We start from the raw sequence: 16478 nt of genomic DNA on the forward strand, positions 1-16478 counted from the left end.
TTTCTGCCTTAAGAGAGTCTGTTCTGTCAAAGATTGTACCTGATTGATGATCATTGCCTGGACTGCGCTGTGCAGTCTTGCGGCCCCTGGGCTTGCTCTGCCTTCGTTGAGCGGCTGCTGCCCCACTGGTTCCTGAGGAAGATTCAGTACTCAAAAAGCCTCCAAAAGTTGAATGAAACTTTGTGCTGAGCGGCTGATGAACATACAGCCGGGCTGGTTCTGATACACCAGGTTCAGGTCTTTATGCAGCCTGGGGTACCAGTGGTTAGATTACCAGGAATATGAGCTTATAACCATGATCTGTATCTTGTTTTACGATATTTTCCTGAGCCATCGTTCATGGCTATAACAGCAGGTACATGCCGCTACAGTTAAACCCGGCCTAACAGTTTTCAAAGCAGGATCATATGCTGTTTTGGATACAAGATGGCTACATGAGATGGATCTTATATGGTCAGTAATATTTAAGTACCTTATGCAGCACAAATCAGCTCAATAAGGCATGAATTTCTGTTTATGAGGGGTATTCTTGAGACGGGCGTTATCCAGCTCCTGAAAATTTAGTACGGATCGAACATTTACTTCTATTAATCAATTTCTCGATAAAGCATATAAGAAACAGGCTGTACGGCTCAGCAAAATCAAATCATTGTGTATCACAATGGTCCTCTTTATGCTTTGACGGGCGGCCCTGAATTTTCGATGTTAACAGGGACAAGTTATTCCCATAGTCCACATCAAGGTCAGCTTCAGCTTAGGGCTTTGCAGAGGCTGAAGCCGAAGATAAGCCCCAGGCCCAGGCTGAAGCCCGAGACGATTCAATAATGAAAACAAGGTCATCAGCTTTGCTACTATGCATGGTGAGGGCTCTGTCTGAAGGGGGAGAAATTGAGGATATAGCGGTATTTAGAGATATCGATATTAAATCCGTTTCCAGAGACAGGGGTGAGGTTCTCACCTTATTCAGCCTCATCGCATAGAGCAGCCCGCATAAGCACGTAGCTGCAGGTCTCTGCCTGCAGGGTCAGGGTGAGTTTCACTGGTAATATACAAGGGCAGCCTCGGGCTGCCTTTTTTGTTGTCATGTCACGAACTCTGTGCGTCTGCTGCGATTTGTGTGACTGGCCGCACTTGTCAGAAGGCCGCAGTATATTAGGATTTGCAATGGACATTATCATTGGCCTGTATGCATTTGCATCAACCAGGGGCTGGGCAGTTGTTAAAAAGGAATGCCCTGTCACAACCCCTCCATGCTTGCATGCCTGATACAGGCAGTGCGAGGGGCAGTGAGATCGTTTAACAGCTGTCGGCTTACAGTGACTGGTTCATTGCGACAGGTTCACAGTGACTGGTTCATCGCGGTCGACCCACAGCGATTGGTTTATAGAGGTCGCATTACAGTGGTTGGTTCAAGCGTTCGAACCACAGCGTTTGGTTTATAGCGGTCGGCTCACAGTGATCGATTTACAGGCATAGATAATATAGCAAGTTCGATATTAGAGACCGCAACGGAGAAAGCACATGTTTATGGCTAAAAAGCACAGGGACTCAGAGAGCAGTCCATACAGACAGCTGCAACAGCATGCTCAAAACATCATAAAGACAGGGGAGAGATTGAAGGCGTATGCAGCTCAAATGGACAGTGTCAGATCTGGATCTGCATCTGCATCAGTATCAGCCACGGGTGAGGCACCTGGCGCAAAGCCAGACGCAGAGAACGGCTCTGCATCAGTATCAGCCACAGGTAAGGCACCAGTCACAAAGCCAGACGCAGAGAACAGCTCTGCCAAAAGAGACAGGCAGGATTGACCTGGCAGCTGCATGGTCTGGTTAGGGAGCCAGATGTAATCTGGTACTTAAACAGGCAGCGGCTTCCTGAGTTCCGACAGGAGCCTTAAGTCTGGCACAGTCCTCTGCGGTATCTGCCCCCGTGGTAGCATCTTGTCCATTTAAGGCTCAGATTACAAAAGGGGGACCTGACGGACAGGCAGACCTGCTCCGCATAAACAGTACAGGCATAGCTTACCTGCCCAGCAAGAGGCAATTTCCGGGGCTGCATGACAGTACCTGACGTGCTGAACAGTGTATCCAAACAGTGTGTCTGGATTACTTAACAGGCCCATGTTCCCTGGCAATAATGTTTTTGTATCAGTAGTGATTTTGATGGCACATATACCATATTTTTATCCGTGTTGTTTTGAGCGATTTGACGTGTAGATATTGCCGACACCTGTTTTAAATCTCTCAAAACAGCACATGTTACAAAGATAACTGATTTGATGCCTGTAAACTGTGTATTTATAAGGTTTAACGTAACATTTCTATAAAATCTTGATACATCATAAGACCAGAGTCATTTATCTGTCTTGAAATACCTTTAACTGCCGCATTTTAAAGGCTGCAGCAGTCAGTTTTCTCATGGCGATAGCAAGAAAGTGAGCAAAAACAGGGTCCAAAAACGCCGTCTAATTTAACATATTCTGTATTTACACAGTACTGTAATTATAAAAGAACAGATGCATCAATTAAGTGCATCAATGGGGCATAATAGTGCATTTTTGGTACTGAACAGCAGTACTGCTAAGTACCAAGGACAGCCTTAGCTCCTTAAAACCAGCCATCACATTAATTTATGGCCCTGGCAGAGCTGTCTCATACAGGGGCTATATTGGGCGTGATTTAGCTGTAGAAGATGTGCAAATTACAGGGCTGATGACATAAATGCAAATTAATTACAGGGGTAAGTTAGAACATGAATGGGGTCAACTGGCTGTCCTGGCAGCCCCTGGTTCAGCCTCAATACCGCATGAAACGGGACTGGTGAGGGGCGGCATAATCCCTGATTCGTGACTGCAATGGAGTTCTTAAGTCTAACGTTAACTGCTCAAATCAGGGGTCGCGGTCTACCTGGTCAGTACCAGATAACTGTGATCATGTGACGAGCTTTTTGCTGTATGCAAATGTGCTTGAGAAGTAGCAATATGGTCACCTGAACATGGTGTAGAGCTGACTGACAGGGCCTGTCGTCTGCCATGCAGCAGGGCCCTTAACACCGGTAGCCAGGTGGGGAAGATAAAAGCTCAGTGGGTGTGACTGAGGCCTGGTTTGTGCTTCTGCTGTACCCTGATTTTCAGTATCTATAACAGGGTGGATCATGAACATCATGACGGCTATACTCAGCCTCTTGATGGCAGCTGCGTACTCTCCTTTCCTTCTGAACAAGCCTGCATATGTACCATAATGTACAGCTGCTCAGTATCAAATCTCTGTGACATATAGTAAGGATATTTGAGCTGTGCAAACCATATGTGCAATGGATAAATGGGCCTTTTAAGATACAGGAACAATCAATGGCGAGAGCTGCCGAAAGCAGTGTGGAAGGCAGCTGATCATGGCCTTAAGGTTCACAATGTGCCCTCAGAAAAGAGGGGCGAACAGAGTATGCAGCAGGTGAGTCAGAGAACCTGTATGACGGAGATTACACGCCTGCATCAGCCCTGCTCTATGACCTCAAAATTATTTTACCTGCAGCATGTAAGTTAAGTTCCAATATTGTGCATCAGTACCGGCTGGCCTGCTCTGACTGCAATGGAAAGACAGGTCAAGTGCGCTGCCGGCAGACCATTAGCCAATAGCCGTGCGAGTAGTTTAAACGGTAAATATTCATTTTAATTGGACTCAACAGGCTGGACTGAAAAGGGCAGTTCTGACCTGAACAGGTGGGATTAGAAGCAGTATGCAGGGTTCCAACTGGGGAATGCGATGAGTATGGCCAGGGCCAGGATTCATAATTTTCTGGCTGCTTAAAGGCAGTTTGAGCTCTCCTGTATTGAGGGTCCAGAGCGCCTTCATTACCAGTGTTGGCAGCTGGTGGGGCAGGTATCAGGGCAGGGGTAGAGGGCTGTGGCTACAGCCAGAAAACGGGCAACGTGGCAGGGGATTTGGGACAATTATCCTGGTGTAACAGTATCTGTCAGTTGTGACACGTACTATTAGTAATACAGCAGCCAGCACCGGGATCGGCCAGGGGAAGTCTCCCAAATCCTGGGTATGTAAAGAAGGGAGAGGGAGGAGGAAACAGGGGCTGCGGCATGAGCAGGTTAATGCCAGGCAGCTCTAAGAAAGGTGGTCATAAAGTGGTGATGAGGCAGTGTTGCAGCTCTGCCCTGGGCAGCTGCTTCCGGCGGCTTGAGCATTCTCTATATAGGGACATTACAGATGTCAGTCGGCGTTAACGAGCAATAATTTGTGATAAGGGGGTATGACCATTCTCCGTGCGGGCTGCCCGTAACTTTAACTATATTATTTGTCCAGTTTGGACCTCTGCCCATGGTACTGATTAACGCTCTGCTCTGGTCTCTGGCAGCAGACTTTTACCGGCTGACATGCCCGGGCATTTCCTTTCTGTCCCAGGGGGCCGTCGCCTGCCTGAGAATTTAACATAATGGCAATTATAGGAACCACACAGTGCCACCAGATGCTTATATATCAAATAAGTCAAAATGCGATCTCCTCGACAAATCACCACAACGAGAGTTACAGACAGCTCCCGCAACTCTTGATTTCCCCTCGCCAACATGATCTTCCATCCCCAGAGCCCAGAGCAGCTGCACAGACGTAATCACCCTCAAAGTACTATTAAATTTGTCCAGGCAGCAGCGCTACAGGCAGGGGCAGACAGGGTAGGGGCAGGGCAGAAAATCGGACGGTCGAGAAGAGCAAATTTGATCACTATGAAGCTGCCCTGTCAGATCTTCCCCCTCAGCTATTGATACTATATAGTTTGTCCAAGTTAAGGATCGACCCAGAGGACTTTCCGGCAGGCCAGACTCACTCAGGTATATCGACATAATCTAATATCACCCCCCTGCCAGCATGCCCCTGCCCTGCTCATTGAGCAGCCAGTAATCCCCTCCTCTACTCTTCAGACAGATAGTCCTATGGGCGCAAATTATTTGCATAGAGTAAATTTGCATGTCACAGTATTTTGAGACTTGGTCGCTTGCTGCTGTATAGGGCTCAGCAGGCCATACCTCAGAGTTTTACGGAGGCAGTGACAGCTGCCTTACAGCCCCTGCTCTGACCTGTGCCACTCACTATGGAGGTTCGGAATCGCCTGGTAACCAGTGAGCAAAAGACGGAGTACACTCCCGGCTTTTGTCCCCTTGTAGAGAGCCAGCAGCCACTGTGCAATCTGCCTCTTCCTCTATATAAAGGAAGCATAGTGCCGGGCCAAAACTGGCAAGGACAAATACAGTTGATTTTCATATACAGCGGTCCCGTCTGGCGACAGTATTGATACTGGTATTGCGAGCAATCTGACCGCCATCGAGCCAATGGGCCAGCTCGGGGAAACTCCCCTGTCTGACGACAAAAAGTGTGCCAGTTTGCTTGCTGTTGTACCTGTTGGGGCGGGCCTGCTGGGGCTGATGTCGCAGGCTTCCAGGTGTGCCTGACCTGGCAGCAGGTCTTGCAAAGCAGTGCCGGAGTCACCAGTTTTGGAGGTGGTCAGGAGGGCAGTGACCTCCCGTATCAGGGCGTGAAGAAGGAATCAGGCAGGCAGGATAAGGTCTCCCCTGTCGCCCTGCCCAAGCATGTTTTGAGGACCTGCTTAACCTGCGTATTGCACAGTTTGCACAGAAAATTTAGATCACAAATATTGATACTTTCAGGCTATGTTACAGCTGTCTATGGCTGGCGGCAATCGGCCACAACCACCCTCTTGCCCTGCTATATATAGAAGCTTCCCCCTGGGCCTGTCCCCTCTGGAAAAGCTGCCGCGCGGCAGCAAAATGCATCATTCTCTGTACGCTCAAACGACCCCTGTGAAGGAGGTCAGAGAGCAACGTATTCAGGGTGTTACTGATGGCTTTTCACGCCCTGCGTCAGGAGCAGCACGTGACCATGTTAAGAGCTGCAAGCGTCCCTGTTGTGCAGTGCTGCTTACAAAGAAATGCTAGTTTGCATAGAGAATCAATGATCACACTTAGTGATACTTTTGCTGACTTACAGAGTGATCAAACAGGCCGGTCAGAATCGCGGGATCAGACTGTAATAAGCCTGTGAGGTTACTTCTCAGGAAGGTCTGAATGTACCAGGCAAGTACACTCGTGGCAGCTCAAGAGTTTTGCAAGGAGCCCCGAAAGCTGCTTCTAAAGGTTCAGAAAAGTATCATTGACTGTGACACTGTACTTCGCACAGACGGCCTCAATATTTTGAGCATACTGACAGTCAATTCTGTGCAACCAGGGCTGTCTGCCCCCATGGTCAGGTTCATTTGATATTGCAGTTCTTCCATATGACCCTTGCACTATTTTGTTACCCTGCCCAACTTGCTGTCTGCTAAATATTTAACATATTATTCAAAGCTGAACAGATACAATTTGCCCTGCCACTTTCACCACCTCCCAAACACCATAAAAATACCCCTGCTGTACGACCGCTGAGCTGACTAAGGACAGCCGCACAGTTCATAAAATCGCTCAAAACAACACTAATTTAAAAAACTTGATGCAGATCCCATATATATGCAAAAACTAGATACATGTCACAGATTAGGCGTTTACCTGTCCGATCTCTTCGACTTAACTTTTATAAAATTCGATTGATTTAAGGATGGTTAGCGCCGTCTAACTTGGAGATTACTTTCTAATCTATATAGCTCTATATGTATGCAGGTAACAACTCTTTTGTCCATGTGCAGATTAGTCTATTGCTGTTGCTTCGTAATAAGACCTCTCTCACCTGCTTGATTGGGAGCTGTTGCTGCACTTCAGGCTCTGCAGATATGGCGTATTAGGAAGTCACCATAGCGGACTCTGTATTGGGGGATGGGCTATAAATCCCTACTTAGCTTATATGGGGACTGAAGATGACTGTAACGCAGCTACAAAGAGTCTGTATGCGGCTCTACGAGTGTGCTCTGCACCAGGTGATCATGCCCCCGTACTAAGCGGTAATGCGCTGTATGAGCCTCTGAGAGGCCTCTGAGCAGTATCTCATGTACCCTGCTTTCCCTTCATTCGCTGCGGGCCTGTGACTCGGCTGCCCCATAAATGTACCCTGCCGGGCTTCACAAGAACTCCGTTCCGGCCCAGTGGAAGCGCTTAACAGGCGAGGAATGATGAATAACTCACCTGCATCAGCCAGCATGCATATAGCGTAGAAGAGCCATAAATGGGCTGCATAACATGGCTTGTCCCTGCTATGGGAAGGCTCCCTGTCTGAGCAGCGTTATAGTCTTTTAAGGGCTGCACTCCTAAAGCTCCTATGCCTGCCCAGTACCCTACTGAAGTATGTCGCTCCGACTACCATACATTTGAAGTTCCGACTGAGCGGAAGTTATTCCACGCGCGCTTTTTGCCCCATCACTCAGGGCCATGTCCCCTGTCTACCCCGGCCAAAATAATCATCAATACAGCGCCGCCGAAACTTAGATGCCTGTCTTGTACCCTCCTGAAGTATGTCGCTCCGACTACCATACTTATGAAGTTCCGACTGAGCGGAAGCTATTCCACCCGCGCTTTGAAAGCCCACCCTTTCCCGCATCTTTCCTGTCTCACCCGGTCAAAATCTCTATCAATACAGAGCAGTCGGAACTTCGATGCCTGTCTTGTACCCTCCTGAAGTCTGTTGTTCGGACTGCCATACTTTTGGTGTCTGAGCGAGAGGAGGATTTTCCACCTGCTCTTTAAAAGCTCATCAATTGCGGCCTTATCCTCTGTCTACCCCAGCCAGAATCATAATCAATACAGCGCCGTCGGAACTTCGATGGCTGCCCGGTACTCTCCTGAAGCATGTCGCTCGTACTGCCATACTTTTGGAGTACGACTGAGCGGAAGCTATTCCACCTGCGCTTTGAAAGCCCACCCTTTCCCGCATCTTTCCTGTCTCTCCCGGTCAAAATCTCTATCAATACAGAGCAGTCGGAACTTCGAGGCCTGTCCGGTACCTGCCTGAATCTGTTGGTACGGCCAGCCCCCATCTCTAACCAGGTGCCCTCTATAACCGTGTCTCCGTGCAGGTGCTCGGGCAGCATCTGGTTGGCGGCTGAACAAGCTGCTGGGTGCGCCATGGATGACTTCCCTTCACCCTTTTCGACTCAGTTAATGATGCAGCTGTGATTTTCTGCTAAAAGTGCCTGTCAAAAGTACCTTTTTATCGGCGTTTGTGCATCATAAAACTTGGATCCAAGGGCGGATTTACGGGCTTTTTAGTGATCTCAGATTTGTTACTCTTTTGTACGTAAGAGGTGCACTGAAAGTGACATTTGGCTGTACCAAAACACGATCTGTTTCATACTTTTTAATTAAGCCCTGTCTCCTGTTGAATAAATGTGATCAACTGAAAATTTCGTTTCAGGTGCTTTGCTAAAATTTTGCGCTATTCGAGGATCTGTATGTACCACTCCCGACCATAGTTTGCCCGGGCACGGCGCTGTTGTGCTGAGCTTTTGGGGCTGCGGTATGACCGCCAGGTCTTTACCAGGATATAAGGAGTTTCGGGAGTATCTGTAAGCTGTTGAGGCTTATGCCATTGAGGCTTCGGCTGGAGTTCTTACCGGGGCCTGACAACAGCCGGTACCTGTTTATATGAAGAGATTGCTATGCAGAAAGTTACACTGAAACTGGACTTTGATGGTTTTGCAGCTGAGGCCCAGCAGAGTTCCTTCAAGGATCGTGTCTATACTGATTTCTTACGCCGTTTTGCCTACGGTACTGATGCCTCCTGCTACCGCTATATTCCCCGCATAGTGGTCCGTGCTTTTGATGAGCAGGAAATCCGTGAAATCTACCGTCTGGCCAGCAAGTACGAGACTCCTGTTACCTTCCGTGCTGCCGGTACTTCGCTTAGTGGTCAGGCCTCCTCAGACTCCATTCTGGTACTGGCCAATGCCCGCTGGCAGAAGATCAAGGTAAGCGATGACCGCAGCTCCATTTTCCTTGACTGTGGTGTTATCGGCTGTGAGGCTAATGAGGCCCTCAAACCATTTGGCCTGAAGATCGGTCCTGATCCGGCCACCATCAACAATGCCATGATTGGCGGTATCTTCAACAACAACTCCTCAGGCATGTGCTGTGGTGTCAAGCAGAACAGCTACAACACCATCAAGTCCGTACGTGTCATTCTGCGTGACGGTACCGTACTGGATACCTCTGCCAATGCAGCTGCTGGTGAGGACGTTGCCAGCTTTGCCCAAAAGCACCCTGAGATGGTTGAGGGCCTCATGAAGCTGCGCAACAGCATCCTCGAGGACAAGGAGCTCTGTGCCCAGATCGCCCGCAAGTTCGCCATTAAGAACACAACCGGCTACTCCATCAACTCCCTGCTTGATTACTCTGAGCTCAGAGACATCCTCAATCACATCTTTATTGGCTCTGAGGGTACCCTGGGCTTTACCTCCAGAGTTGAGTATGAGTGTATTAGCGACAGCGCTTTCAAGGCCTGTGCTCTGCTGTTCTACCCTGATCTGGACAAGGCAGCTGTAGCGGTTAAGATTCTGGCCAAAAATCAGGACATAGTAAGCTCAGCTGAAATCATGGATTACGCCTGCCTCAAGTCTGCAAAGGACATTGATGGTGCCCCTGCCGAGCTTCAGACTGCTGTTGAGGGTCAGTGTGCCCTGCTGGTACAGCTTGAGGATGCTACCCAGGAAGCTCTTGATGCAAAGATTGCAAAGGTTACCAGCCTGCTTGAGCCTGCTCCATCCATGTTCGGTACTAACTTTGTATCCGATCCAAAGGTTATGGCGTCTAACTGGACTATCCGTAAGTCTATTCTGCCGCTGACTGCTTCCTTACGTCCATCCGGCACCGTAGTTATCACTGAAGACGTCTGCTACCCTGCTGACAACTTTGCAAAGGGTATTGCTGAGATTACCCGTCTGTTCAAGGAATACCAGTTCGAGGGCTCTATTTTCGGTCACGCCCTTGCCGGTAACGTTCACTTCATCATTACCCCTAACCTCTCCGATGCCAAGGAGTCAGCCCGCTTTGCCGGCTTTATGGAAGCCCTGGTTGAATCCGTATGTCAGCTCGACGGTTCTACCAAGGCTGAGCACGGTACCGGCCGCATGGTAGCTCCATTCGTTGAGCGTGAGTGGGGTAAGAAGGCTTATGACATCAACGTAGCTATCAAGGAGCTATTTGATCCTAAGTACCTTATCAACCCTGATGTCATCATTACCGATGACCAGAACATGCACTCCAAGAACTTCAAGGGCTCTTCTGAGGTTGAGGCCTTTATCGACAAGTGCATGGAGTGCGGCTTCTGCGAAAAAGTATGCCCAAGCCGTGAGCTCACCCTGACCCCACGTCAGCGTATTGCCGTACGTAAGGAAATCGTACGACTTGAGAGCATGAATCACCGTACCGAAGAAGAGACCCAGCAGCTTGAAGAGCTCAAGAAGGGCTATGAGTACTTCGGTATTGAGACCTGTGCCACCTGCTCCATGTGTTCTACCTTATGCCCACTGGAGATCGATACTGCCAGGATTGCAGAGACTCTCAAGCCTCTGATGCGCAGCCCTGCCCGTAAGGCCATTGCCATCGCATCTGCTGAGTCCTATGCCACTACTCTGGGTCTTGCCAAGGCCGCTCTGGTATTTACCAATACCGCCATGAAGGTAGCCGGTGACAAGAAGCTCAGCGACCTGAGCCGTCCAATCAACCAGAAGTTCAAGATTCCTTTCGTACCTGTTTCCATGCCTAAGGCCAATATCCGCAAGTACGAAAACAAGACTCAGGCTGGCAACGATCTCAAGGTGCTCTACTTCACCTCCTGTATTAACCGTATGTTTGCCCCACGTCTTGAGAAGCTCGACCAGCGCCCTCTGCAGGATGTCTTTGAGACTTTGTGCCAGAAGGCCCGCATCGACGTAATCTATCCTGAGAAGCTCAAGAGCCTGTGCTGTGGCAAGTCCTATAAGGACTATCCTGAGGTTCAGAAAAACAAGATGCAGGAGCTGATTGATACCATCAAGGGCATTACCGGCAGCTACAACAACTACATCGTTGTTTGCGACCACTCTGCCTGCTCCTACGAAATTCTCAAGAAGCTCAAGATCGACGGCCAGCCACTCAACTTCTACGATATGCCTGTATTTATCGAGAAGGTACTGCTCGATCGCCTCACCATTACCAGAACTGATGAGGATGTAGCCGTTTACCCAATGTGTGCCACCGTCAAGGGCAAGTGGGACAGCTCCTTGAAGGCTGTGGCTCAGGCCTGTACCACCGGTAAGGTTTACGTCCACGAGCGCACCAGATGCTGTGGCTTTGCCGGCAACAAGGGCTTTAACTGCCCAGAACTCAATGACAGCGCCCTGCGTCTGTTCACTGAGTACTATGAGGGCGAGCAGCGCGCCAATCCGAAGCTGCAGCGTGGTTACTCCAGCTCCAGCACCTGTGAGGTTGGTCTGAATACCCACAGCGACATTGCCTGGCAGAACCTGCTCTATCTGGTGGATAAGGTAGCCTCAGCCAAAGAGTAGTACTGGTAACAAACACAGGCACAAAATCGGACAGCAGCTGCAACCTGTTTTCAAAAAACTCATAAAGGCCCGCAGGCGTTTCACCAGGGCACTTTATCCTCTCGGATAGGTACAGGTACCACCTGCCATAGAAAACGCGCTGTAGCGCGCTCTATGGGGCTGTAGCTGCGATGTTCTGAATTTGTTGATTCAAGGGCCTCTCCTTTTTCAGGGGAGGCCCTTTTTCTATGCCTGTGAACAGCCATAGTTTTACACTACTGTGTAATTATTGAATATGTTATATTGTGTTACATCGATTGATTTTGCTCAAAAAGCTCATATGTCATAATATGACGCATAAAGTCCGTATATATCAGATTTGTGAGCACTACAGTATGCACCAAAGGCTGATTGTGCTGACTGCTATTGAGAATAAAACCGCTTATTTATCAGCTTTTTAAAGCATGATGCAAGAAAGGCATGCCATGAGGTTCTACTGCATCTACGCACCGGTTAATTCATGACAGGTGCGGGCGCCTGCAACTCTCCATGCTTTGCTGGGTATATATTCGTTTGATAAGTAAGCCACCCTGCCAAGGAGTAAGTCGTGCCTGCTATTGAAGAGTTCATCAGCGAGCTGCGTTCTTTTCCCTTTTTCGAACACAGAGAAAGCGCTGACCAATACACCGTGATTAAGTCGGTCTTTGAGGCTGACGGGGTATGGAACGGCTCTATGCTCAGGCACTGGATGAAGCACATTAAGCCTCTTGAGAGCCGTGCTGTTGAGCAAATTGGTGATGAGCAGATTGATAAGGTATTCGAGCAGATATCGGTGGATCTCGGGGACCTGCTCTGGGAGAAGTGGAGTGCCTTTATTGAGCGCGAGGGGCTGGAAAACGAAACCGGACTTGATAACGAGATGCTCGACAACGTCAAAAGAGACCTGGCCTGGGCCTGTGTCGAGCACCTGCTTGAGACCCCGGGATTCTTTACCTCCCTGCTGTCTGTCTATCGCGCAGGCTACCTGCCATGCTCATGGGATGAGGCAAATGAAGGCGGACGCCTTGTGGTGCTGTAGAACTGCCGGAAAGCTGGAGTCCATGCTGTGGCATGGCTATGCAAGGATGTCTTAGCCCCACATGGCAGTTTGATTACAAATAGGCCTGCTAACAGCGATAAAAGCATTAGTCCACGGGTAGAACAAGGACTCCTCCACACATACATCAGAGCTGCATCGCCCTGAATCATTGATCCTGCTCTGACGGACTTGATATATCCCGGCAAACTTGCCCCTGCAATTGCGCTGAGACAGTCAGGGCAGTAAGGTGAAGTTTGCTTACTCTCTTTATCATTCAAGGCGGATCTTAACGATCCGCCTTCTTGTTTGCCTTTATTTAACATGGTGTAAAAATTGCGAGCCTACATACAACACTGACATTTCATAACCAGGCGCTGATCTGCCTGATTATGCCAACCGTTGCAGCGGTTAAAAAGCAAGAAAGAGAGAGAAAAAGAAGATGGCACTTTACGTTAATACGAACGTCAGCAGCATCAATGCCCAAAGAAAGCTGAGCAACGCGACTCTGAACCTCAATACCAGTTACCAGCGCCTTTCTTCCGGCCTGAGAATCAACTCTGCCAAGGATGACGCAGCCGGTCTTCAGATTGCTGACCGTCTCACCTCACAGATCAATGGCCTCAACCAGGGCAACCGCAACACCAACGACGGTATCGCCCTTGCCCAGACCATCGAAGGTGCCCTCGACGAAACCACCAACATGCTCCAGCGCATCCGTGTGCTTGCAGTCCAGTCTGCCAACGGCACCAACTCTGCCTCCGACCGCAAGGCCCTTCAGGAAGAAGTTACTCAGCTCTCCCAGGAAATCAACCGTATTGCCCGCCAGACCACCTTTGCAGGCGCTACTGTGCTCAATGGCCCACGAGTAACTGGTAAAAACGACTACACTAATAATCCAACAAGCCTTATTCCAAGTGTTGGCGCTGCTAATGCCGGTAAGGTTGTTTTCCAGGTAGGTGCTAACGCTGGAGATACCTTAACACTTAACTGGGCGGATGCGTTTACTTTGTCTGGTCTGGCTAAGATGGCTGGAATTGGCGAAGCTAAGAACATTGCTGGTGGTTCTGGCGCTGTTAATCAGAATGGTATCGTAATTGACGGTACAAACAAGTCTGAAGTTCGCTGGACCGTATCATCAGCCAAGCTGGCAACAGACACTCTGACCAAGATTGATGCTGTAATTCAGGCTGTAGACTCCAAGAGAGCCGGACTGGGCGCTTTACAAAACAGAATGGAGAGCGCAATCCGTAATCAGGCCTGTATTTCAGAGAACGAGGCCGATGCCCGCTCCAGGATCAGGGACACAGATTTCGCCGCAGAGACAGCTGCTCTTACTCAGGGAAATATTATTCAGCAGGCATCCCAGACAGTTCTGGCCCAGGCTAACCAGCGCCCTACCATTGCGCTCAGTCTGCTGGGCCGCTAACCCTTTTCCAATATTTCTTACTTTCTCAAGTTTATCAAGGCGGGCACAGACCCGCCTTTTTAACACCTATTAAATTTGGTGTAAAAATTGCTGGTTTTTTGACACATAAGTAAATTATGAGAGACAGGCAGTTGCAGCTGCCCATTTTTGCCGCATGCGGCAAAACAGACTTAAGAGAGAGAGAATGAAATATGGCACTTTACGTTAATACGAACGTCAGCAGCATCAATGCTCAAAGAAAGCTCAGTAATGCGACTTTGAACCTCAATACCAGCTATCAGCGCCTGTCCTCAGGCCTGCGCATCAATTCAGCCAAAGATGATGCAGCCGGTCTCCAGATAGCTGACCGTCTTACCTCCCAGATCAATGGCCTCAATCAGGGCAACCGTAACACCAACGACGGTATCGCCCTTGCCCAGACCATCGAAGGTGCCCTCGACGAAACCACCAACATGCTCCAGCGCATCCGTGTGCTGGCCGTTCAGTCTGCCAACGGCACCAACTCCGCCTCCGACCGCAAAGCCCTCCAGGAAGAAGTTACTCAGCTCTCCCAGGAAATCAACCGTATCGCCCGCCAGACCACCTTTGCAGGTGCTACTGTTCTTAATGGTCAGCGAGTTACTGACAAAACACAGGGCGCTGATAAATATCTAAATAATCCAACCAGTTTAATCCCTAGTGCAGGCAGTGCCAATGCTGGTAAGGTCGTATTTCAGGTAGGCGCTAACGCCGGTGATACCTTAACACTTAACTGGGCAGATGCGTTTACTTTATCAGGCTTGGCCAAAATGGCTAACATTGGCGAGGCTAAGAACATTGCAGGTGGTTCCGGCGGTATTAATCAGAATGGTATCGTAATTGACGGTGCTAACAAGTCTGAAGTTCGCTGGACCGTATCCTCAGCCAAGCTGGCAACTGATACTCTAACCAAGATTGATGCTGTAATTCAGGCCGTAGACTCCAAGCGTGCCGGTCTGGGCGCTTTACAGAACAGAATGGAGAGCGCTATTCGTAATCAGGCATGCATTTCAGAAAATGAGGCTGATGCCCGCTCAAGAATCAGAGACACAGATTTTGCCGCTGAAACTGCAGCTCTGACTCAGGGCAATATCATTCAGCAGGCATCCCAGACAGTTCTGGCCCAGGCTAACCAGCGCCCTACTATCGCGCTGAGCCTGTTAGGCCGCTAACAGATTACACTCTTTCTCTTTATCGTTCAGGGCAGGCGCAAGCCTGCCTTTTTAATTCACGGTATCTAGATATTGAAAAATGGTGCAGAAGTTGCAGCCATTTTTGATATATAAGCAATTTAAGAGAGAAAGACAGTTGCAGCTGTCTACGTTTGCCGCCTGCGGCAAACATACTTAAGAGAGAGAATGAAATATGGCACTTTACGTTAACACGAACGTCAGCAGCATCAATGCGCAAAGAAAGCTGAGCAATGCGACTCTGAACCTCAATACCAGTTACCAGCGCCTGTCGTCAGGCCTGCGCATCAATTCTGCCAAAGATGATGCAGCCGGTCTCCAGATAGCCGACCGTCTTACCTCTCAGATTAATGGCCTCAATCAGGGCAACCGCAACACCAACGACGGTATTGCCCTCGCTCAGACCATCGAAGGTGCCCTCGACGAAACCACCAACATGCTCCAGCGCATCCGTGTGCTGGCAGTACAGTCCGCAAACGGCACCAACTCCGCCTCCGACCGCAAAGCCCTCCAGGAAGAAGTTACTCAGCTCTCCCAGGAAATCAACCGTATCGCCCGCCAGACCACCTTTGCAGGCGCCACTGTGCTGAATGGCCCATATGTTGCCGGTAAGACTGCTGGCGAAGCACATCTAAATAACGAAAACAGCCTTATTCCGGCCACAGGTCCTAGCAAGAACTCAGTTCTTTTCCAGGTAGGTGCTAATGCAGGAGATACACTCGCGCTTAGCTGGGCCGACGCTTTTACAATGTCAGGTCTTGCAAAAATGGCCGGACTTGGCGAAGCTAAAGATATTGGCGCTAACAAGGATGCCCAGAAAGGTATCGTAATTGACGGTACAGATAAATCACAGGTACGCTGGACTATTTCAGCTGCGTCACTTGCTACGTACACACTCGCAAATATCGACAAGGTAATTCAGGTTGTAGATTCCAAGCGAGCTGGCCTTGGCGCTTTACAGAACAGAATGGAAAGCGCTATCCGCAATCAGGCCTGTATTTCAGAAAATGAGGCCGATGCGCGCTCAAGAATCAGGGACACAGACTTCGCCGCTGAGACTGCTGCACTGACTCAGGGCAACATTATTCAGCAGGCTTCCCAGACAGTACTTGCTCAGGCTAACCAGCGCCCAACCATTGCACTAAGCCTGTTAGGCCGCTAATTATTTACTCTCTTTCTCTTTTAATTAAGGCGAGCACATGCTCGCCTTTTTAATGAATTCGATAAATATGAGCTTTATGGCTTGCTTATTGCTTGTTTTTTAATACCTATGCCATTTAAGAGAGAGCGACAGTT

5 protein-coding genes are annotated in these 16478 nt (G+C 49.2%); all 5 read left to right on the forward strand.

What is annotated here, in order from left to right; translation table 11 throughout:
* The first annotated feature begins 8605 nt into the window (after window positions 1–8605).
* A complete protein-coding gene (locus MXE41_RS06455; RefSeq protein ID WP_247099907.1) occupies window positions 8606–11491 on the forward strand; it encodes an FAD-binding and (Fe-S)-binding domain-containing protein in 2886 nt (961 codons plus the stop codon).
* Window positions 11492–12077: 586 nt separating this feature from the next.
* Window positions 12078–12548 carry a hypothetical protein gene (locus MXE41_RS06460; RefSeq protein ID WP_247099908.1) on the forward strand — a complete coding sequence of 157 codons (471 nt, stop codon included), beginning with the start codon at window positions 12078–12080 and terminating at the stop codon, window positions 12546–12548.
* A gap of 439 nt (window positions 12549–12987) precedes the next feature.
* Window positions 12988–13974, forward strand: coding sequence for a flagellin (locus tag MXE41_RS06465; protein ID WP_247099909.1), 987 nt, complete (start codon window positions 12988–12990; stop codon window positions 13972–13974).
* Window positions 13975–14165: 191 nt separating this feature from the next.
* On the forward strand, window positions 14166–15164 hold the full coding sequence (locus MXE41_RS06470) for a flagellin (protein WP_247099910.1): 999 nt from the start codon (window positions 14166–14168) through the stop codon (window positions 15162–15164).
* 193 nt (window positions 15165–15357) lie between these two features.
* Entirely contained in the window at window positions 15358–16344 is a 987-nt protein-coding gene (locus tag MXE41_RS06475; protein WP_246978731.1) for a flagellin, read from the forward strand.
* Window positions 16345–16478: the final 134 nt, after the last annotated feature.

The sequence above is a fragment of the Anaerobiospirillum sp. NML120449 genome (assembly GCF_023051105.1).
Lineage (GTDB): Bacteria > Pseudomonadota > Gammaproteobacteria > Enterobacterales > Succinivibrionaceae > Anaerobiospirillum.

What these genes read in the sequence shown, in the direction of transcription:
- MXE41_RS06455 (WP_247099907.1), top strand. Translation starts at nt 8,606, where the DNA reads ATGCAGAAAGTTACACTGAAACTGGACTTTGATGGTTTTGCAGCTGAG.
- MXE41_RS06470 (WP_247099910.1), top strand. Translation starts at nt 14,166, where the DNA reads ATGGCACTTTACGTTAATACGAACGTCAGCAGCATCAATGCTCAAAGA.
- MXE41_RS06465 (WP_247099909.1), top strand. Translation starts at nt 12,988, where the DNA reads ATGGCACTTTACGTTAATACGAACGTCAGCAGCATCAATGCCCAAAGA.
- MXE41_RS06475 (WP_246978731.1), top strand. Translation starts at nt 15,358, where the DNA reads ATGGCACTTTACGTTAACACGAACGTCAGCAGCATCAATGCGCAAAGA.